Source organism: Methanocalculus sp. MC3, assembly GCF_054767395.1.
Genome location: NZ_BAABMP010000002.1, coordinates 923,289 through 941,310 on the forward strand (window position 1 = coordinate 923,289; position 18,022 = coordinate 941,310).

The following is an 18,022-nucleotide window of genomic DNA, read 5'->3' on the forward strand; positions in this document are numbered from 1 at the left end:
ATGGTTGTTAACCCGCTCGTATCCGATATCGGCAATTATGCGATCTGGTTCTTTGTCGTCACCAGCATCGCTGCCATGGGGCTCAACCTGACGGTTGGAGAGATCCTTGCCCCCTGGAAGAAGAAGGGGCTCCTCACTATCTCCCTTGTTGCAAATTTCCTCGCGGTTCCGCTCTTTGCTTTTTTGATCCTGAAGCTCATTCCGCTTGATTCCGGCCTTGCAACCGGCCTTTTGATCGTTGCTGCCGCTGCGGGTGCACCATCGCTCCCAAAGGCGATCTCGATTGTAAAGGGGGATGTTGCCTATGCAGTCGGGCTGACGATGGTTCTGATCCTGGCAACAATCCTCTATATGCCGCTCGTTCTGCCGCTCCTGATCGGGGACGTTGCAATCGACAAGACCAACACGATCCTCTATCTCATCGTCTTCATGCTCATCCCGCTCATTGCCACGATGGCACTGCGGGCACGGCTGCCGGAGATGGCAAAACGGCTTCACCCGGTTGTCAGCCGGAGCTCTGATCTCTCGATCATCCTCGTCCTCCTCATCTATACCGTCATTCTCTTCACAAGCGACTTCGCTGTTGTAGCAGGAGCAATTCTGGGGCTCCAGGGGGTGCTTGTCGCGATCTTCTTTATCCTCGGGTCATTTGTGATCGGCCACCTGATGGGGGGTGCAGACCGGAAGAACCGCGAGGTGCTCTCCTTTGGCACCGGGTTCCGGAATGTCTCCGCCGCACTCGTCGTCGTCACAGCAAATTTCCGGGATCCCCAGATCATGTTCATGGTGCTCGTGATCGCCATCTTTGGGATCATCTTCATGATGATCTTTGGCGGAGCAATCTACCGGAAGAAGAGGAAGGAAGGGATGATTCCGAAATTGAGGATGAGAAAAAGGGAAGGGTGAGCCAAGGGGATGATTTGAGCCCCGTTCCGGCAATGAATTGGTTAAAAAAATATGAAATGCGGCAGATAAATTTATTCAATATTTATTATCTTTTTCCAAGATTTTCAATATTAACATCAGAAAATGGATTAATGTAGTAAAAATCATGTTTGAAAAGTTGATTTAACATTTCTTCACAACAAGGAATTCCTGAAATTAAATCCTGTGGATCATCAATATTCAATCCCTTTGCAATTTGTTGTAAATATGAACTGCTTTCAGCTTTCTTCAGATAAGTGGGTGCTTCATGCAAGTAGATTGTTGTTTTTGGGTACCAGCGAGTATATTTACTACCCTCCTCTTTGCTATAATTAAAACACCAATACTGAAACAAGAAAAGATCTGCATCCTTTATTTCTTTAAATGGAATTAGTTTACTTAATCTTCCATTTTCAAATCTTGTTTTTAAAATATCTGTTGAAAGGCTTAATCTTTTAGCATCAATCCTTTGATTTCTGTCTACATCTAATGATCTAAGATATGAATAAATATTCATATAATCTGAGTAACCGCTTCGCATATTATCTTCAATAAAAATTCCATTCTTCAAAAGATCATTGATAAATTCCCAATTGTCATAATGTTGAAGCGAAGCAATAAATCCTAAAAACATTTCATGAATTAGATATTTATTTCCATCAAAATTACCAATTATGTATGAACCTGCAAATCCTTTGGGAGGACTATAAAGTTTTAAAAATTCACCAAAATAGTCATAAACGGTTTTTATGACTTCAAAATTTTTATATCGTGAGGCAAGTAGAGTTGCTTCAATAAATCTATATGAAATGTCTTCCCCGATTTCGATTTGATTATATATTGCCTCATCATGATATTCAAAGCGAGAGAAATCAGGTTTAATTTTCTCAAGTTCATTATATATATCTTCAAGAAAATCCCTATAAATGGATATATCTGGTTCTCGCCCCAATATAGCAGTTTTCAATTCTGAAAATGAAGGGCCATTAGATGCTCCTGATGGGACAAGTGCACGGATTCGATCCTGTAATACAATGAAGTGATTTAACAAATTGCCAGCACCATCTTCACAGGGTATGAATATTGCTTGATTATTATCGAAGAATTTTAAAGCTTCACCAGATGGTTTTGATGGATTTATCCAATATAGTGAATAATGACTACATTTTCTATTAGAAATTAGTTTTAAAATATCAGGGTCACGACCTGAGTAGCCAATAATTATTACTCCATGTTCATTGAACATTTTTTGAAGCTCATTTTCCATTTCAGGAGAAAGATTTTCAAGGTCTCTGGGAGTATTACATAATTTTCCTTCTCCCAATGATCCATGTGGTTTATACACTCTAACTTTTTTACAATGGATTAAGGGTTCTGAATATTGGAGAACATGATCATTAGCAATAACCTGAATATCAAGACCTTTTTCTTTCAAAGCCATTTCAAGACAATGATCAAAATTCGTTGTAATTATTGCTCTAAGTATCCCCCTCCGCGCCATCTCAGCGATTGCCCTATGAGCATCTCCAGGTTCTTTGTTTCCTAGAAAACCTTCAAGAAATTTTTGTTGTTCAACTGTAGATTTAAATAAATTTCCAATAATATTCGAATATTCCATCTTTGAATAATCACTTTCAACAAACCATTTCCCAATTTCTTCTAGATTGGCATCCTGCCCATCCAAGCCAGTATTTTCTTCTAAATAGAGATATTTTGCCGTTTCAAGCATTAGATCCCATGCTGTCGGAATCCCGGCATCTTGTGAAACTCCTGCACCTGCTAACAAGATATAGGTTTTTTCTCCAGGCAAGGCATTTGCAGAAAGTCGTACTAAAGGATTTATCATATCATACCAATTAATCTAATTAAAATAAAATATATATAATTAACGCCGTAACATCTTTTTTGAACTGGCAATCCCCTTCAAATTATATAATAACATCATCGAGTTTCCTTTTCAACCATATTTTTTACTCTCTCGTGATCTTCTAAACCTTCTTCTATATGCTTGACGAATTGGTCTTCACCATAAAGTTCTTTCGTAATATCATAAATTAGAGAATATACGTAATAAGCTATTTTACTCCATTCTCGATTATTTGTAAATTGAGATATTGACCAAGGAAGATCTGTACTCGGAAACATAATCGTATTATCATTGTCTAAAAAAGCAAATACTACTTCTGTATCGGGAAGAATCATTTCATTTTGGATTAACATAAGTGCTTCATTTAATTTTTTTGGATTAAAATGATACATTCCATTTCTAATATCTTTGACAATTTTGAATTTATCACCATACTTTTCTAGATTAATTTTTCTCACCTGACTAATTGACCATGAGAGATTACAAGAAGGTTTGTCGAGTTCTGATGGAGGTATTTTTCCAACTCGAATTAATTCATATTTCAAAATTAATTCTAAGCAACTTGTTGATAATGTGAAAGATGCAAAATACATACCTCCGTAGTAAGACGAAAATGATTGATACATAAACTCTTCAATTAACTCACGGATATAATACCAATCTTGAGGATTATGGTAGAGATCAGAAATAATCGCATGCGGTTCGGCTAAGGGAATAAATCTAATATCGGGCTCAGAGATATCTCTTGGATAAAAGGTTCCATCTATTTCTTCGAATTTCTCAAATGGAGAAAATGATTTGTAATATTTGAGAAAATCGTCTTTGTTTTGCACCATAATTTAAAAATATTATTCTATCATTTATAAAATATCACCCCCCCAATAACAAATACCCCTATCACGAAGAAAAAGACAATATAAAAGACAGAATGCTGATATGGGGATTTGAACCCCAGTCGTAGGAGTGAGAGTCCTACATGATTGGCCGACTACACTATATCAGCAAGAATTTGTGCTCTATTCTGTAAGACACGAGAATATTTAACCATTATCATATCATCCGTCCACCCTGCCTTCCGCATCCCCCATATCCCCCATACCCTTCACACCTCAAACACCCTTCTTTTCTCCCATACCTTCCATAGATTCATGTTCACAGAGATGCCATTTATTAGGAATGAGTAGCCTTGAAGAGCAGATCCGTGAGATTGAGGATGAGCTCCGGAATACAAAATACAATAAGGCAACCTCCCTCCATATCGGCAGGCTGAAAGCAAAGATAGCAAAGCTGAAGGACGAGGCGGTCACCCGTGCAATGAAATCGTCCGGCACAGGAGAAGGCTATTCTGTCAAAAAATCAGGGGATGGAACGGTTGTCCTTGTGGGGTTCCCGTCTGTTGGTAAATCAACACTTCTGAACCAGCTGACCGGCACAAAGAGCGAGACTGCGGCATATGCCTTCACCACCCTGACTGTTGTCCCCGGCCTGATGGAACACAGGGGAGCCAAGATCCAGATCCTGGATATTCCTGGTTTGATCGCCGGTGCCGCGATGGGAAAAGGGCGCGGCAAGGAGGTCATCGCCGTTGTCAGGACGGCTGATCTGATCATCATCTTGGGCGATGTCTTCAATGACCGGCATATCGACGTGCTTGTAAGAGAGCTGTATGATGCCGGGATCAGAATCAACACCCCAAAGCCGGATATCACCATCAAAAAAACGGGCATGGGCGGTGTCCGGCTGAACACCGTCGGCAGTGTCGAACTCAACCTTGAAGAGATCAGGACGATCCTTGCTGAGAACAAGATCATGAATGCCGATGTCCTGATCAGGGGCAATGTTTCCCAGGAAGATTTCATCGATGCGATGATCGGCAACCGCCGGTATATCCCTGCCTTCATTGCAATCAACAAGGTCGATCTTGTCGATGACCAGTCAAAGAAGGATATTGTGAAGCACCTCACCAAACAGTTCGGGCAGGCCCCGATCATGATCTCGGCGCACTCCGGCTACAATATCAACGAATTAAAAGACGCCGTCTATGAGCATCTCGGTTTCATCCAGATCTTCATGAAGCCGCTCGGAGAACCAGCAGATATGGAAGAGCCGCTGATTGTCCGGGCAGGAAGCACCGTTGAGGATGTCTGCAACCGCCTCCACCGCGACTTTGTCGACCGGTTCAGGTATGCAAAAATATGGGGTGACTCGGTAAAACACGACGCCCAGCGGGTCAGCCTTCCGCATGTCCTCGCCGATGGCGACATACTGACAATTGTAACAAAACTCTAAATCCTTTTTTACGGGGAGAGAACCTCTTCCAGCACTTCAAGAGGGGCGTCAGTCAGGACGGCAGTGCCGGAATAGTGCGCCCGGCTTGCCCCATATCCTTTTTGGAGAAGCCGCTCAAGCAGGATATCCATTGCAGGCGGTGAGACACCGAGCCGTTTTGCCTCTTTGTGATAATCATAGTGCGGGAGAACCGAAAGCTCTCCGGCAAGTATCCTTAAAAGCCGGGAGAGGCGTGCCTTCGACCCAAAGGCCATGCCATCCATCCTCTCAAGCAGCCGCAGGGCAAGCGCACGGTCAGCGATATCCCCGATCCAGAGCGGCCCGATCGGGAGGAGTGCCAGAGAACAGCGGGTGCAGGTGCGGCCGGAAGGCACCAGACCAGCTTCTACCGAGCGGAACGAGCACTTCGGGCACTGGTGAATAAAGCCAAGCGATGCGAGTGTCTGATCCGCGGCCCGGACCCCCGGAACCATTCGGAGATGTGTCCGGTGGAAGTGTTCAAACGAGAAGGAGAGGAGCGGCTCAATACCCCGGTCATATTTCATTGTCTCCCGCGCCACATGCCCGATTAACATTCTGAGCCCGACCTCGGGATGATAATCGGTATTCATCGGGACAGCTGCATACCGCCGCATCCCCGCCTTCAGGTGGGCGCCGCAGAGCGGGGCGGTATCCGTTGCCGTCACAAAGAGATACCTGCGCGCAGAACGGATTGCAGAGTCAATAAAAGGTGCCGGACTCCCGAAGGGATCGAGATCCACCGTATCGAACCGCTCCGTGGATAAGAGGGCATTTGCATCACGGTTCACCACCCGTACCGGCAGACCAAGCCGGTGTGCATTGGTTCTGAGAAGCAGGACCGATTCGTAATCGCGGTCATTTGCAACCACCGGGATTTCGCACTCGTTTGCCACCCGAAGCGCCCTAACCCCGGTTGCCGCCATCAGATCAAGGTATTGATCGGGAAGAAGCTCCTGTAAAAGGAGTATGGTGACATCGCGGTTCAGCTCCATCCGCCGGTTAAAGAAGACCGGTGCAGAGCCGGGGGGGAACTGCGCAGCATCATCCTGCCATGGTATCAGAAACTGCGTTGTACCCTCGACGACCTGCACATAATTCATCAATAATTCTGGTTTTTCGCAAAACTTATACCTTCGTCACCCGAAGTATATTGGTCAGTGGGCATGTGGCCTAGTCAGGATAGGGCGTTAGCCTCCTAAGCTAATGGTCGGGGGTTCAAATCCCTCCATGCCCGTCTCTCTTCTTAAGGAGGAACAGATGTCAGATACGATCGAGGGGAGATTTCCAAAGAACCGACTCGAAGCACTGACAGACGGTATGTTTGCCATCGCGATGACCATTCTGGTCCTCGGGATTGAAGTCCCTGCCACCGCAACATACCCGGATGCAGTATCACTTGTTCTTGGCCTTCTTCCTGAACTCTACCATTATGCACTCGCCTTTGGAATGCTGATGATCCTCTGGGTCGTCCATCACCGGCAATTTGCCGTTGTTGATCATATCGACTCAAAGATCCTCTGGTCATCGGGGATCTCACTCCTCTTCATCGCCCTGATTCCCTTTTCGACATCACTCGCAACCGAATATGGGGATGACCCTCTCGCACCTATATTTCTTGAAGCAAATCTTCTGCTAATTGGAATTATCTACGCATTCATATGGCACTATACCGCCAGAAAAGGGCTCCTGAAAGCAACAATCAACCAGGAGCGGATCAGGATCACAACAGTTAGGACGCTGATCGTCCCGATCGCCTCCATCATTGCAATCACCGTTGCCCTCGCCGGTTCTACCTGGAGTACAATAGTCTACCTTGCAATCCCCTTTGTGAAGATGATCCACACCCGCCTCTCAGAGAGAGCAATGACGAAATAGATCGAGGTTCAATACATTTCCAGATGCATCTTCCGGGCATAATCAGGATCATAAGGCCGGCAAACGCCACCATCTCAGGGGCAACCGCAATCCTTGCATACTTTATCGCAACCGGAACCCTGATCCCCGAAGTACTCCTCCTCGCAGCAGCAGCTCTTCTCCTCACTGCCGCCGGAAATACGATCAATGATGCCTGTGATGCGGCAATCGATGCGATCAACCGGCCGGATCGCCCAATCCCCTCAGGCGAGCTGGGTGTGAAGACGGCATGCCTCTATGCCGCTCTCCTCTTCATCGTAGGGCTATCGGCAGCGTTCTTTACCAATCCACTCTGCCTTGCAATCGCGATCATCAACAGCATACTGCTCATCCTCTATGCCCGTATCCTGAAAGGCACCGTTCTTTTTGGGAATATCGCCGTTGCGTATCTCTCGGGGAGTATCTTCCTCTTCGGCGGGGCGCTTGCCGGAGTTGACGGACTGGTAATTACGTTGCCGCTTGCCGGGATCACCCTCTTTGGAACCCTTGCCCGGGAGATCCTAAAAGATGCAGAGGATGTCGACGGGGATGCAGCAGGCGGGGCAACCACCCTCCCGATGGTAATCGGGATCAGCAGATCCGGAACAATTGCCTTTGGATCGGCCATTATAGCTGTTATTGTCAGTTTCATCCCGGTTCTCTGGTGGGGGCTTCCCTATCTTGTAGGAATCGCAGTTGTCGATCTTGCCATCCTTGGATCGGTCTGGCCGACAGTCAGGTGCACAACACCTGCCTGTATCCGGGAGCTTGGAATCACCACGCAGCTGAAGTACATGATGTATATCGCCCTCCTGATCTTCCTGATTGCAAGCGCAATAGATATCTTTATGCCAATGAAATAGTTGGTTAAGTAGAGAGGGGAGATATGCGGATATACAAACAAAAAACAACCTACCTCGCAGAACCGGGATCCTTCTTCGAAGGGAATGTCCAGATACACGGTGATTTTATTGTGCCACAACGGACGCATTTCTGGGGCAGGCTTGTTGTAAACGGCACCCTTGAGATGGGGCCTGAATGCTCGGTTGAGGGGGCAGTTGTCTGTAAAAATGCCATTATCGGGAGAGACAGCAGAATTAAAGGGCCACTTCTCGTGGATGAGAATGCAACAATCTGCGACCGGGCACATCTCCATTCGGTCGAAACCGGTGGCGATTTAGTCCTCAGGCCTGGTGTGACTGTTGGGGATGTAAAAGCTGAAAATTCGGTCCTGATCTATGGAAAGATCACATCAGGCACTCTTGTGGGGCGAAACGTCAGGATAATCGGCGACTGAAGAGGGATCGATCCCAATCGTCGCAACATCAAAGAGATCGTGCCAGTCAACGATCGTCTCGACACACCCATCTTTTGCCGTCACAACACCCATTGCAACAAGCCCGATCCGGTTGCACATCTCAAGCCCCTCTTTTACCTCCATCAGGCAGCCGACACCGATGATCCCTTTTGGATGATACTGCTGCACCATCCGCTTGATAAAAGTCGATCCTGGTATGATGAAGACATTGTATCCAAGTTCCTTCATCTTCGGGATGCCGGCACCCAGTTCACATCTCCCGCATCCTACGCATGCAAGCCCTTCCGGTGTGAGATGAGCCGGGCACTGCGCTGATCTGAGGCACTGTGGCAGAAATACCGCCCTCTCATTTGGAGGGATTGCAGCAAACGCCTGGGTATTCATCCGGTTATCAAGGCGTATTAAGAACCTGAGAAGCTCTCCGGGTTCGATCCCGATTAAGGTGCAGATACTCTTCACAAACCCTTCCATCAGGACAAGAAACGGGCGGAGAAGGGCAGGGAAGAAGAGACGTCCTGAACGGATGGATGTTCCGATCAGGATCGCCATGACGATGGAGATAAAAATCAGGAAGAGAGCGACAAAGAGGGTGACCTCCCCAAGCAGTATCATCAGCCGGTTCCAGATCTCATCCTCAAAGAACATATGTAGATTTATATATGACACAGGAGACCTTAGCACCTTGCTTTATGGCATGAGCCAGGGGTGATCAAACGGATGTCGGATCAGACCCTCTTCCGTGATTATTGCGGTTATCAGGGAGAACGGTGTTCCGTCAAAGGCATAGTTTACAACCGGCACAGCATCCGGCACCGTCGTCCTGCCGAAGAGAGAGGCAATCTCCCCGCGTCCACGCTCTTCAACGATGATATCCACCATCCGGTGTTCAGAATCGAAGGTTGATCGTGGCGCTGCCACATAGAAGGGGATCTTGTGGTATGAAGCAGAGACTGCATGCATGTAGGTGCCGATCTTGTTGAAGACACCGTCGGTGCAGATCCGATCCGCGCCGACGATCACACAGTCAATCTCCCCTCTCTGCATCAGGTATGCCGCTTCGGAGTCGATGATCGTTGTCACCGGGATTCCATCCCGTGAGAGCTCCCATGCCGTCAGCCGCGATCCCTGGAGGAGTGGGCGCGTCTCGCAGGAGATGACACGGACAGTCTTCCCCTCTTCTGATGCAGATCGTATCACCCCAAGCGCTGTTCCCCATGCAGCACAGGCAAGCGCACCTGCATTGCAGTGTGTCAGAACAGTGCAGTCATCAGGGAGAAGTGCCGCACCATGGGATCCGATCCTCCGGCAGGTCTCTTCATCCTCATCTGCTATCTGCTCTGCACAGATGAGCGCCACTTCTGCTGCATCCGCCGGATCGCTCACCGGCTGTATTGCTGAGAGGACCCGGTCAACACCCCATGCGAGGTTTACCGCAGTCGGACGCGCAGAGCGGAGCACTGCCGCGTCCTTGTTCACAGAGGCAGAGAAGGCAGATTCCAAACCCCCAAGCGCATTTTTGCATGCAAGGGCAACACCGTATGCACCGGCGACCCCAAGCGCAGGCGCTCCCCGGACTTCAAGCCGCTGGATTGCCTGCACAAGCCTCGGAACATCGGAGCAGACCACTTCACGATACTCTTCAGGAAGGAGGGTCTGCTCGATCAGCCCGACCCCGCCTTCCTCCCACCAGATCGTCCGGCCCCGCATCATTCACCGGCAAGGAGGACATCACGGGTCGCCCGCATCGCAGCAGCACCCGCCGTCATCACCGAGTCAGGGATATCGCGGGGGGCGGTCACCGTTCCCGCACAGTAGATCCCCGGCCTGATCGTTCCCACCGGGTCAAGCTTCAGATCAGAGGTATTCAGGAAACCATTCTGGTCCATTGGTATCCCGAGCCGCTCTGCAATCGCCTGCGTATCCGGCACAGGCTCAAACCCGACCGAGAGGACGACGAGATCGGCATGGAGGTTCACAAACTCTCCGGTCTCGGTATTCTCAAGCGGCAGGATCAGATCGCCCTTCCCCTCGATCACCTCGCCGGGGAAACCACGAATCAGGCGGACCCCTCCTGCTTCTGCACGATTGAGATATTCCTCGTACCCCTTCCCATAAGCGCGGATATCATTGTAGAGGATCGAGACCTCGCAATCCGGATAGTGCTCCAGAATCAGCATCGCATTCTTCAATGCATACATGCAGCAGACCGAAGAGCAGTAAGTCCGCTTCAGCTGGATATCGCGGGAACCGACACACTGGACAAAGACAACGGATTTTGGGGTATTCCCATCAGAGAGGCGGCGGACTTCTCCGCCGGTTGGTCCGCTCGCATTGATCATCCGCTCGAATTCGAGGCTCGTGATCACATCAGGGTAGCGGTTGTAGCCAAATATCCTCTTCTTTTCTGCATCAAAGAGCTGATAGCCGGTTGCGAGGATGATGCTTGCCGCCTCGATCACCTCGGTCCTCTCAGTATCCTCGCGAAGAACCGCCTCTCTCCCGCAGATATCATAGCAGAGCCCGCATTCGATGCAGTGTTCTGCATCACGGACAACGATATTCGGCACAATCTGCGGATGCGATTTGTAGATCGCCTTTCTAACCCCGATACCGGCATCGAACCGGTTATAGACCTCAACGGGGCAGATATCAATGCAGTCGCCGCATCCATTGCAGAGGCTCGAATCAACATACCGGGGATGCTGGAGCACCGTCACCCTGAATGCACCGACTTCCCCCTCGATCTCCTGCACTTCAGCAAGGGTGCGGATGGTGATCAGCGGGTGCCGCTCAACATCCACCATCTTCGGGGAGAGGATGCACATCGAACAGTCGTTCGTCGGGAAGGTCTTGTCGAGCTGTGCCATATGGCCGCCGATACTTGGCTCACGCTCGATAATGGTCACCGGGATTCCGTGGTTGGCAACATCCAGTGCCGCCTGGATACCGGCAACACCCCCTCCGATAACAACAACCCTACGCATCGGAATACCCCCGTGCAAGATCAACATAGACAGATGCATTCTTCAGAATAGATGCACGCTGCTCGTCAGTCGTCTCCGAGACCACCTTCCCCGGCACCCCGAGGACAACAGAATTTTCCGGGATCACTTTTCCTTCTGTGACAACAGCGCCCGCGCCAATGATACTGCCTGATCCGATCACCGCACCATTCATCACGATGGCGCCCATCCCGATCAGCACGTCATCTGCGATGGTGCAGCCATGCACAATCGCGCCATGGCCAACCGAGACACCTGAACCGATGGTTGTCGGGTTGCCGGGGCTGCCATGGAGGACGGCATTATCCTGGATATTTGATCGATCCCCTACCACGATACGGACACGATCAGCCCGGATCACCGCCGAAAACCAGACACTCACATCCTCGCCGAGCACTGCATCACCAACAACCGTTGCGTTATCGGCGATGAAAGCGCACCTGCCGGTGGACCCACCATTACACATAAGAGTATATATGTAGAAGGGTAGTTGCATGAACGTTATGGTAGGAGGCACCTTTGATCCCCTCCACATCGGCCACAAGGTCCTTCTCAGGAGATCGTTTGAAATCGCCGGAAAAGAAGGCTTTGTCACAATAGGCCTCACTTCTGATGATTTTGCTTTACGCAAGAGCCATCCTGTCCGTCCCTACAGTATCAGAAGGGATGAGCTGATCGCATGGATTGAGTCTATGTCATTTCCTGCCGGCTACCATGTCGAGTGCCTCGCCGACCGCTTCGGATCGGCATTGAATGAGGACTTTGAGGCTCTTGTCGTCTCAGAGGAGACATTCCCTGTTGCAGAGGAGATCAATTCCCTCAGGGGAGAGATGGGAAGAGGAAAAGTGGATATCTACCAGATCCGCTGTATCATGGCAGATGACGGGAAGATCGTCTCAAGCACACGGATCTACCGAAAAGAGATCGATCCGGAAGGCCACCTGATCAGATGATATACGACGCAATATCACGCGTGATGAGGGTGTCGCAGTACCGGCACCGGTATCCCCTCTTCTGGCAGGCAAAAGAGCTCTGAATTGGTTCATTCGCATTTGAGATGCAGCCGGGATTTGGGCATCTGATCACCCCGATCACCTCAGATGGGATCTCAACACCAATCTTCTCCTTGACCTGATACTCCCTGATGATATTGATACTCGCCTTTGGTGCGATCAGGGAGATCCGGTCGACCTCTTCTTTCAGGAGTTCCCGGTTCTCGATCTTGACGATATCCTTCTTCCCCATCTGACGGCTTTCGACATTGGTTGCCACAGAGAGTTCTTCAATCGTCCTGCCAGCGATCCCGAGGATTCGGAGGACAGAGAGGCCCTCGCCTCCATCGATATGATCGATCACGGTCCCGTTCCGGATAGGGCTGATCAGAAGCCCCTCTTCCGGCTTTCTCTTCATAACAACACCTTCTGGAGCATCGCCATCCGGACGGGGACACCATTCCTCGCCTGTTCGAAGTACCGTGCACAGGGCATTTTGTCCACCTGCGGATCGATCTCATCAACACGTGGCAGCGGATGCATCAGGATGAAACGCTCTGGCACATCAGCAAGCATCTCCGGGGTCACCCTGTATCCCGAGGCAACTGAGGCATAGGCACCGGGATCAGGGAACCGCTCCCTCTGTATCCGAGTCACATAGAGGACATCGAGATCGGTTATGATATCTTCCAGATGCTCATGCACAACGATCTTTGTACCGGTGTCCTGGAGATCGTGGATGAGGCTTGGCGGCAGTTCAAGCCCCGGAGGAGTAATGGTATGGATAGTGACGCCGTACCGCGAGAGGGCGCTTGCGAGGGAGTGTACAGTCCGCCCATACCGGAGATCGCCAAGGAACCCGACATTTATTCCATCAAGCTGCATCGACTGCCTGATGGTAAAGAGATCAAGGAGAGTCTGTGAAGGGTGCTGTCCCGCACCGTCACCGGCGTTGATCACCGGGACATCGGAAAATTCCGAGGCAAGCCGTGCCGCGCCTTCCTTTGGATGCCTGAGGACGATCGCATCAGCATAGCCCGAGACAACCCGGATCGTATCAGCGAGGGTCTCGCCTTTGACGATTGAGCTCGCCTCAATGGATCCGAGATTGATCACCTTTCCGCCAAGCCGGAGCATTGCCGATACAAAAGACATCTGTGTCCGGGTGCTTGGTTCAAAAAAGAGATTGGCGAGTATCTTTCCATTGAGTGCATCGGGATCAAAGTCACCCTCTTCGATCGCAGATGCGCGATCAAGGATATCATCGATCTCCCCTGTTGAAACCTCGTTTATCGAGATGATATGACGCATAATGATTCCGCCGCAAGAGACCTGTACCTGTCTGTTGATGCGCCATCCAGATAAAACGAGGGGATCACTTCCGGGCAATGGTCAGGAAACCGCTGTGAGCCACACGGGTTGACGGACGGGTGCCACGGGCAGTCCGGGTCAGTTCCCGCTCCATACACTCAAAGCAGTTGACACCGCCTGAGAAGAGCTCATTGCAGGCATCTATCACCGAGAATGTCTGTTCAAAGAAGGGGGTATACGTCACAAAGAAACCACCCGGAACCAGGAGGGAATGGGCATGGGCGACATGCTCGTTCTGGATCATCATATCCAGGTGGACGATATCATAAGATCCCTCTGCCGAGAGGACATCCTCTGCGTGAACGTTGACATTCTCAAGGTGCGCATCAGCGATATTCTTCTCTGCAAGGCGGGCAAATTCGGACCGTACCTCATAGGTATCAACCTGCTTTGCAATACCGCCGAAGTATATGGCGGCAACACCGCTTCCTGTGCCTGCATCCAGAACGAGATCGTTTCTGTTCATGCCGGTATAGGCGATCACCATCCCGATATCCTTTGGGAGCATCGGGGCGCCGCTCCGCTTCCCGTGTGTGAAGAGATCGGGGGGGCGGGGCACCCTGATCGTGAAGGCCTTCCCAAGATGGGTTTCGATTCTGTCGCCGGGCATCTTCCCGACAAGATCAGCAAGCTGTATCTCACCGGCATCGGATCCGAATTTCCCGGGACCCGCCCGGAGGTAATACTCCCGCTTCTGCCCGACCAGGATGACGCGATCGCCCTCTTCGATCATTGCCCGCCAAGTTTCATGATCGCTTCTGCGATATCGCCGTTCGTCCCGACAAGGGCAGCTTTTGCGGCATCAGGAGAGACATTCGCCTGCATGGCAACGAGTTCGATGTCAGCATCTGTGATCTCGGCCTGAACCGGTGCAGAATCGATCACCCCGGCAGCCTCAAACCTCGGGGTGCCGGTCAGCTGGTAGGTGGTCTGCCCCTGCATCGTCATTGCGACCACCTCGGCATCTTCAAAGATGTACCTTCCATCTGCTGCTTCGATGGTGACGCGGGTGACCCCCTCGATCGGATCCATCGACATGCCGAGTTTGTTCATCATCTGTTTCATCTTTCGTGGATTCATTCCGCCGGGCATCATCTCTTATCGCTTCCCTGTCGTACTTTTACGGCACCGCCGTACTTAAATTCCAGCATCTCCGATCCGGAGAGGTTCGCCATTCCTGTTGCAAGGAGGGTATCGTCTTCTGAGACGACAAAGACCTCATCTTCTGCGCGGATATTGGGATCTGCGCTGATCACATGTTTTGCCATTGCTGTTTTTCCGGCTGAAACAAAGGGGACTGCCTCTTCGTGCACCACAACCCTCCCCGCCGGGGGCGCGAGGAATGCATGGAGGCGGGCTGCCCCGTCATAACTGAGGGTGAGGCGGCCATCCTGTGCCCGCACCGTCGCGAGCCTGACCTTCCCCAGCATCACATACCGTATCCTCGATGATGTCGAGTACTGGAATGTACATTCATCGGGGAAGAGTGCATCTCCTGACCCGCGCCCAAACTGGAATTCAGCTATTTTTCGTACCCTGCGCAGACTGGCATGCGAGGATCTCGTCAATTCTTCTGACAAATGTCTCCTCCGTTCCTGCAGGGATATATGCCCCTGCTGCTATTGCATGACCTCCACCGGCACCACCCACAAGCGCGGACGCTTCACAGAGTGCTGCCTGGAGATCGATTCCCGATCGGACAACCCGATCGACTGTTCTCATCGAGACCTTCACCACATCCGGATCATCGGGCAGGGTGCAGAAGACCATGATCGGAAGCCTCCGATCCAGTTTTGAGAGTGCCATCCCAGCCCCGATCCCGACTATGGTATCGGGGAACTGATCCTGTGTGTGGATCCACTGGAAGTTCTCTGTTCTGGTGACCCCGGTCCTGATGATATACTGGAAGAGCTCCCGGATCACGCTCCGGTGGTGGCGGAGCATCTCCTCTGCCTGCTGGTAGACAAGGCCGCGATCACCCCGGCAGACCGCACTCCCGATCGCGGGGCGGGTCCACCTGCCGCAGGCATTCAGGAGCGTCGCATATTCAGAAGCATTCCTGAGTGGTGATTTCCGGGCTTCATCAGGGAAGATATAGGATTCACCAAAGAGCCGGTCGACCGACTCGCCATGGGCAACCAGCTGTTCGACGAGTGCCGAGGCGATCGTTCTCCTCTCTTCAGGTGAGAGATCCTCCCAGACCCGCCACTGGCCTTCAGGATCACGGAGCCGGATATCGAGACGTTCCAGGAAGATCTGCGCCCCATTGGGGTTATTGCTGATCCCCGGCAGAACGGGATCATCACTGTAACTGAGACAGATATGAACCGGGCGCGTGGAGAGGCCATAACAGTTGAGATCGTGGGATATTGCCATGACATTACCTGCCTCCACACCGTCAAGCGCAATCTCACGGGCAGGGCCGATGAGCCCGCACCCCTCACGCGCCATCATATCGCCGACGTTTCCGACGACCGCAAGCTTTGCGAGATCGCGGTTCGCATCATTCATCTCCCGTGCCACAAGATATGCAATCCCTGCGGCTGAGAGCTTCGTAATCCCGTACGGAAGGCAGTTCACCTGCCGGTATTCTATCTTTGCAGGCTGGCCGATATGGTGATCGAGGATGAGCACCTCGTCATAGGAGAGCCCGTGCTCTTCGATCAGGTTCTGCTGCCCTGCACCCAGATCGACAAAGAGTTTTAATGAGTCGTCCTTTGGAACCCATTTCATCATCAATGGTTCAAGCTGCCTGAGGAAGACGGATTCACAGGGGGTTTTCTCCCGCTCGATCGCCTCTTTCAAAATGGCCTCGCTTGCAATGCCATCGGCATCGATATGCGAGATGATCGTGACAGATTCAGCAGATCTGATGATCTCCGAAGCCTCCAGGAGATCGTCAGTAAAAGCCATACACTAATGTTTAGGATCTCCCAATAGAAGAATGGTGTGTCATGCCATCATGGATAACCGCACAGGCTGAAGAAGAACCGATCAGCATACTCCGGATGCAGGCGATCGAGAAGAATGCAGAAGCACTTGGTGTCTCCACCCGTCAGATGATGGAGAGTGCGGGAAGAGCACTTTCGGAGCAGGTTCTTGAGCAATTGCCACAAAAGGTGCTGATCCTCTGCGGCAGGGGGAATAACGGAGGTGACGGGTTTGTTGCTGCCCGGCATCTCGCCCGCCATACGGACTGCTGCTGTATCTATGTATCGGGTGACCGGAAAGGGAATTCCGCTGTAAATCTCCGGGCACTTCATTCATGCGGCATCTCCCTCCATGAGGTATCCTGTAAAGAGGACGTGTATGCCCTCTCCCATCTCTTCGCATCTGCGGATCTGATCCTTGACTGCCTGCTTGGCACCGGAGCGGGCGGGAGCCTCCGCGAACCGATCAGATCCTGCGTTGCATTGGCAAACGACTCTCCCGCATATATCCTCTCAGCAGATCTCCCAACTCCGGGTATCTCCGCAGATGCGATCCTGGCATTCCACAAAAGCAAAGGCATCGCCACTGCCATCGCCGATATCGGAATCCCAATCGAAGCCGAGTGCTTCACGGGACCGGGCGACCTCCTCACCATTCCGAAGAAGCCGGAGAATGCCCATAAGGGGTATGGCGGAAAGGTGCTCGTGGTGGGCGGCGGCCCGTACCAGGGTGCGCCATACCTTGCAGGGCTTGCCGCACTCCGTGCAGGGGCAGATATCGTCTTTGTGGCAAGCCCAAACGCCCTTGACTGCCCGGATCTGATCCATATCCCCCTCTCAGGCAGAATCATCGGAGAAGAGGAGAGCAGTAAATTGATCCGCGCTGCACGGGAAGCTGATGTAGTGGTGATCGGTCCCGGGCTTGGGGCTGAAAGCCATGATGTCATCCTCAGGGTGGCAGCGGCCGCAGAGCGCGCCGTCATCGATGCCGATGCGCTCCGCCTCCCACTGCCAAAGGGCGGGGAGACGATCTATACCCCGCATGCAGGCGAGTTTGCCCGCGCATTTGAGGGAGAGCCTGCGGGAGAACCAAAAAAGGATGCGGCAGTTGTCCGGGATGCCTGCCCGAAATCGGCTTCGATACTCCTGAAGGGAGAGACCGATATCATTAGTGATGGCAGACGGATCCGGTTCAACAGGACGGGAGTCCCGGCGATGACGGTCGGCGGTACAGGCGATATCCTGGCAGGAGTCGCAGCCGCCCTCTTCTGCCGGATGCCCGCATTCGAGGCAGCAGCAGTCGCCGCATATGCAACCGGCCGTGCCGGGGAGGAGGCTGCGCAGTCAGTTGGTGACGGGCTGATCGCAAGCGATCTTCTTCTGTTCATTGCACAGATACTCTATGGAGACTGAAA

At 51.3% G+C, this 18,022-nt stretch carries 20 protein-coding genes and 2 tRNA genes; 8 read left to right on the forward strand and 14 right to left on the reverse strand.

Translation table 11 applies throughout. The annotated features are described in order from the left end of the window. Positions 1–906, forward strand: a complete 906-nt coding sequence (locus ACYUBO_RS08220; RefSeq protein WP_460373481.1) for a bile acid:sodium symporter family protein — start codon at positions 1–3, stop codon at positions 904–906. A gap of 85 nt (positions 907–991) precedes the next feature. On the opposite strand, the gene ACYUBO_RS08225 is transcribed toward ACYUBO_RS08220, so the two are convergent. From ACYUBO_RS08225 to ACYUBO_RS08235, 3 genes are all read right to left on the reverse strand, one after another. Further along, entirely contained in the window at positions 992–2,770 is a 1,779-nt protein-coding gene (locus tag ACYUBO_RS08225) for an SIR2 family protein (RefSeq protein ID WP_460373483.1), read from the reverse strand. A gap of 95 nt (positions 2,771–2,865) precedes the next feature. Continuing rightward, positions 2,866–3,627, reverse strand: coding sequence for a hypothetical protein (locus ACYUBO_RS08230; protein ID WP_460373485.1), 762 nt, complete (start codon positions 3,625–3,627; stop codon positions 2,866–2,868). Positions 3,628–3,720: 93 nt separating this feature from the next. Continuing rightward, positions 3,721–3,794 (reverse strand) — tRNA-Glu (locus ACYUBO_RS08235). Between the two features lie 173 nt (positions 3,795–3,967). Here ACYUBO_RS08235 and ACYUBO_RS08240 point away from each other — a divergent pair. Further along, on the forward strand, positions 3,968–5,080 hold the full coding sequence (locus ACYUBO_RS08240) for an OBG GTPase family GTP-binding protein (protein WP_460373487.1): 1,113 nt from the start codon (positions 3,968–3,970) through the stop codon (positions 5,078–5,080). 8 nt (positions 5,081–5,088) lie between these two features. Here the strand turns inward: ACYUBO_RS08240 and ACYUBO_RS08245 are convergent, their stop codons facing one another. After that, positions 5,089–6,201, reverse strand: a complete 1,113-nt coding sequence (locus tag ACYUBO_RS08245) for a tRNA (guanine(10)-N(2))-dimethyltransferase (protein ID WP_460373488.1) — start codon at positions 6,199–6,201, stop codon at positions 5,089–5,091. A 59-nt stretch (positions 6,202–6,260) separates the two neighbouring features. Between ACYUBO_RS08245 and ACYUBO_RS08250 the strand changes: the two genes are divergently transcribed. From ACYUBO_RS08250 to ACYUBO_RS08265, 4 genes are all read left to right on the forward strand, one after another. Beyond that, a tRNA-Arg gene (locus ACYUBO_RS08250) sits at positions 6,261–6,335 on the forward strand. A gap of 23 nt (positions 6,336–6,358) precedes the next feature. Beyond that, on the forward strand, positions 6,359–6,976 hold the full coding sequence (locus tag ACYUBO_RS08255; protein WP_300332999.1) for a TMEM175 family protein: 618 nt from the start codon (positions 6,359–6,361) through the stop codon (positions 6,974–6,976). A 23-nt stretch (positions 6,977–6,999) separates the two neighbouring features. Further along, on the forward strand, positions 7,000–7,857 hold the full coding sequence (locus ACYUBO_RS08260) for a geranylgeranylglycerol-phosphate geranylgeranyltransferase (protein ID WP_460373491.1): 858 nt from the start codon (positions 7,000–7,002) through the stop codon (positions 7,855–7,857). 23 nt (positions 7,858–7,880) lie between these two features. Beyond that, complete coding sequence (locus ACYUBO_RS08265; protein WP_460373493.1) at positions 7,881–8,291, forward strand: bactofilin family protein; 411 nt, start codon at positions 7,881–7,883, stop codon at positions 8,289–8,291. Here the strand turns inward: ACYUBO_RS08265 and ACYUBO_RS08270 are convergent. Genes ACYUBO_RS08270 through ACYUBO_RS08285 form a run of 4 tightly spaced genes read right to left on the reverse strand, consistent with a single transcriptional unit; the run spans position 8,247 to position 11,780 of the window. Beyond that, a complete protein-coding gene (locus ACYUBO_RS08270) occupies positions 8,247–8,957 on the reverse strand; it encodes a DUF116 domain-containing protein (protein ID WP_460373495.1) in 711 nt (236 codons plus the stop codon). The two genes, ACYUBO_RS08265 and ACYUBO_RS08270, sit on opposite strands and share 45 nt — an antisense overlap. A gap of 42 nt (positions 8,958–8,999) precedes the next feature. Further along, positions 9,000–10,022, reverse strand: a complete 1,023-nt coding sequence (mtnA, locus tag ACYUBO_RS08275) for an S-methyl-5-thioribose-1-phosphate isomerase (RefSeq protein WP_460373496.1) — start codon at positions 10,020–10,022, stop codon at positions 9,000–9,002. Then, positions 10,019–11,296 carry an FAD-dependent oxidoreductase gene (locus tag ACYUBO_RS08280; protein WP_460373498.1) on the reverse strand — a complete coding sequence of 426 codons (1,278 nt, stop codon included), beginning with the start codon at positions 11,294–11,296 and terminating at the stop codon, positions 10,019–10,021. Before ACYUBO_RS08280 ends, mtnA begins: the two co-directional genes overlap by 4 nt. Further along, the gene (locus tag ACYUBO_RS08285; RefSeq protein ID WP_460373499.1) at positions 11,289–11,780 is read right to left on the reverse strand and encodes a gamma carbonic anhydrase family protein; all 492 of its coding nucleotides are present in this window, start codon (positions 11,778–11,780) and stop codon (positions 11,289–11,291) included. Before ACYUBO_RS08285 ends, ACYUBO_RS08280 begins: the two co-directional genes overlap by 8 nt. Before the next feature lie 28 nt (positions 11,781–11,808). Between ACYUBO_RS08285 and ACYUBO_RS08290 the strand changes: the two genes are divergently transcribed. Then, complete coding sequence (locus tag ACYUBO_RS08290; RefSeq protein ID WP_300332805.1) at positions 11,809–12,267, forward strand: phosphopantetheine adenylyltransferase; 459 nt, start codon at positions 11,809–11,811, stop codon at positions 12,265–12,267. Here ACYUBO_RS08290 and pyrI read toward each other — a convergent pair. From pyrI to recJ, 6 genes are all read right to left on the reverse strand, one after another. Continuing rightward, positions 12,260–12,724, reverse strand: coding sequence for an aspartate carbamoyltransferase regulatory subunit (gene pyrI / locus ACYUBO_RS08295; protein WP_300332807.1), 465 nt, complete (start codon positions 12,722–12,724; stop codon positions 12,260–12,262). The two genes, ACYUBO_RS08290 and pyrI, sit on opposite strands and share 8 nt — an antisense overlap. Beyond that, entirely contained in the window at positions 12,721–13,617 is an 897-nt protein-coding gene (gene pyrB, locus ACYUBO_RS08300; RefSeq protein WP_460373501.1) for an aspartate carbamoyltransferase, read from the reverse strand. The genes pyrI and pyrB overlap by 4 nt, the downstream gene beginning before the upstream one ends. Positions 13,618–13,681: 64 nt before the next feature. Next, positions 13,682–14,410, reverse strand: a complete 729-nt coding sequence (locus ACYUBO_RS08305) for a protein-L-isoaspartate carboxylmethyltransferase (RefSeq protein ID WP_460373503.1) — start codon at positions 14,408–14,410, stop codon at positions 13,682–13,684. After that, the gene (locus tag ACYUBO_RS08310; protein WP_460373505.1) at positions 14,407–14,772 is read right to left on the reverse strand and encodes a nascent polypeptide-associated complex protein; all 366 of its coding nucleotides are present in this window, start codon (positions 14,770–14,772) and stop codon (positions 14,407–14,409) included. The genes ACYUBO_RS08305 and ACYUBO_RS08310 overlap by 4 nt, the downstream gene beginning before the upstream one ends. After that, positions 14,769–15,257 (reverse strand): PUA domain-containing protein, encoded by a 489-nt coding sequence (locus tag ACYUBO_RS08315; protein WP_460373507.1) that lies wholly within the window; start codon positions 15,255–15,257, stop codon positions 14,769–14,771. Before ACYUBO_RS08315 ends, ACYUBO_RS08310 begins: the two co-directional genes overlap by 4 nt. Further along, positions 15,196–16,590 carry a RecJ family nuclease gene (gene recJ / locus ACYUBO_RS08320; RefSeq protein ID WP_460373508.1) on the reverse strand — a complete coding sequence of 465 codons (1,395 nt, stop codon included), beginning with the start codon at positions 16,588–16,590 and terminating at the stop codon, positions 15,196–15,198. Before recJ ends, ACYUBO_RS08315 begins: the two co-directional genes overlap by 62 nt. Before the next feature lie 41 nt (positions 16,591–16,631). Between recJ and ACYUBO_RS08325 the strand changes: the two genes are divergently transcribed. After that, on the forward strand, positions 16,632–18,020 hold the full coding sequence (locus tag ACYUBO_RS08325) for an NAD(P)H-hydrate dehydratase (protein ID WP_460373510.1): 1,389 nt from the start codon (positions 16,632–16,634) through the stop codon (positions 18,018–18,020). Positions 18,021–18,022 lie beyond the last annotated feature (2 nt).

Bases quoted from the DNA above. Each gene is read 5' to 3' on its own strand.
- ACYUBO_RS08325 (WP_460373510.1), top strand. From the start codon at position 16,632: ATGCCATCATGGATAACCGCACAGGCTGAAGAAGAACCGATCAGCATA.
- ACYUBO_RS08285 (WP_460373499.1), bottom strand. From the start codon at position 11,780: ATGTGTAATGGTGGGTCCACCGGCAGGTGCGCTTTCATCGCCGATAAC.
- mtnA (WP_460373496.1), bottom strand. From the start codon at position 10,022: ATGATGCGGGGCCGGACGATCTGGTGGGAGGAAGGCGGGGTCGGGCTG.
- ACYUBO_RS08270 (WP_460373495.1), bottom strand. From the start codon at position 8,957: ATGTTCTTTGAGGATGAGATCTGGAACCGGCTGATGATACTGCTTGGG.
- ACYUBO_RS08260 (WP_460373491.1), top strand. From the start codon at position 7,000: ATGCATCTTCCGGGCATAATCAGGATCATAAGGCCGGCAAACGCCACC.
- ACYUBO_RS08265 (WP_460373493.1), top strand. From the start codon at position 7,881: ATGCGGATATACAAACAAAAAACAACCTACCTCGCAGAACCGGGATCC.
- ACYUBO_RS08225 (WP_460373483.1), bottom strand. From the start codon at position 2,770: ATGATAAATCCTTTAGTACGACTTTCTGCAAATGCCTTGCCTGGAGAA.
- recJ (WP_460373508.1), bottom strand. From the start codon at position 16,590: ATGGCTTTTACTGACGATCTCCTGGAGGCTTCGGAGATCATCAGATCT.
- ACYUBO_RS08305 (WP_460373503.1), bottom strand. From the start codon at position 14,410: ATGATCGAAGAGGGCGATCGCGTCATCCTGGTCGGGCAGAAGCGGGAG.
- ACYUBO_RS08290 (WP_300332805.1), top strand. From the start codon at position 11,809: ATGAACGTTATGGTAGGAGGCACCTTTGATCCCCTCCACATCGGCCAC.
- ACYUBO_RS08255 (WP_300332999.1), top strand. From the start codon at position 6,359: ATGTCAGATACGATCGAGGGGAGATTTCCAAAGAACCGACTCGAAGCA.
- ACYUBO_RS08245 (WP_460373488.1), bottom strand. From the start codon at position 6,201: ATGAATTATGTGCAGGTCGTCGAGGGTACAACGCAGTTTCTGATACCA.
- ACYUBO_RS08240 (WP_460373487.1), top strand. From the start codon at position 3,968: ATGAGTAGCCTTGAAGAGCAGATCCGTGAGATTGAGGATGAGCTCCGG.
- ACYUBO_RS08280 (WP_460373498.1), bottom strand. From the start codon at position 11,296: ATGCGTAGGGTTGTTGTTATCGGAGGGGGTGTTGCCGGTATCCAGGCG.
- ACYUBO_RS08310 (WP_460373505.1), bottom strand. From the start codon at position 14,772: ATGATGCCCGGCGGAATGAATCCACGAAAGATGAAACAGATGATGAAC.
- ACYUBO_RS08220 (WP_460373481.1), top strand. From the start codon at position 1: ATGGTTGTTAACCCGCTCGTATCCGATATCGGCAATTATGCGATCTGG.
- ACYUBO_RS08230 (WP_460373485.1), bottom strand. From the start codon at position 3,627: ATGGTGCAAAACAAAGACGATTTTCTCAAATATTACAAATCATTTTCT.
- pyrI (WP_300332807.1), bottom strand. From the start codon at position 12,724: ATGAAGAGAAAGCCGGAAGAGGGGCTTCTGATCAGCCCTATCCGGAAC.
- pyrB (WP_460373501.1), bottom strand. From the start codon at position 13,617: ATGCGTCATATCATCTCGATAAACGAGGTTTCAACAGGGGAGATCGAT.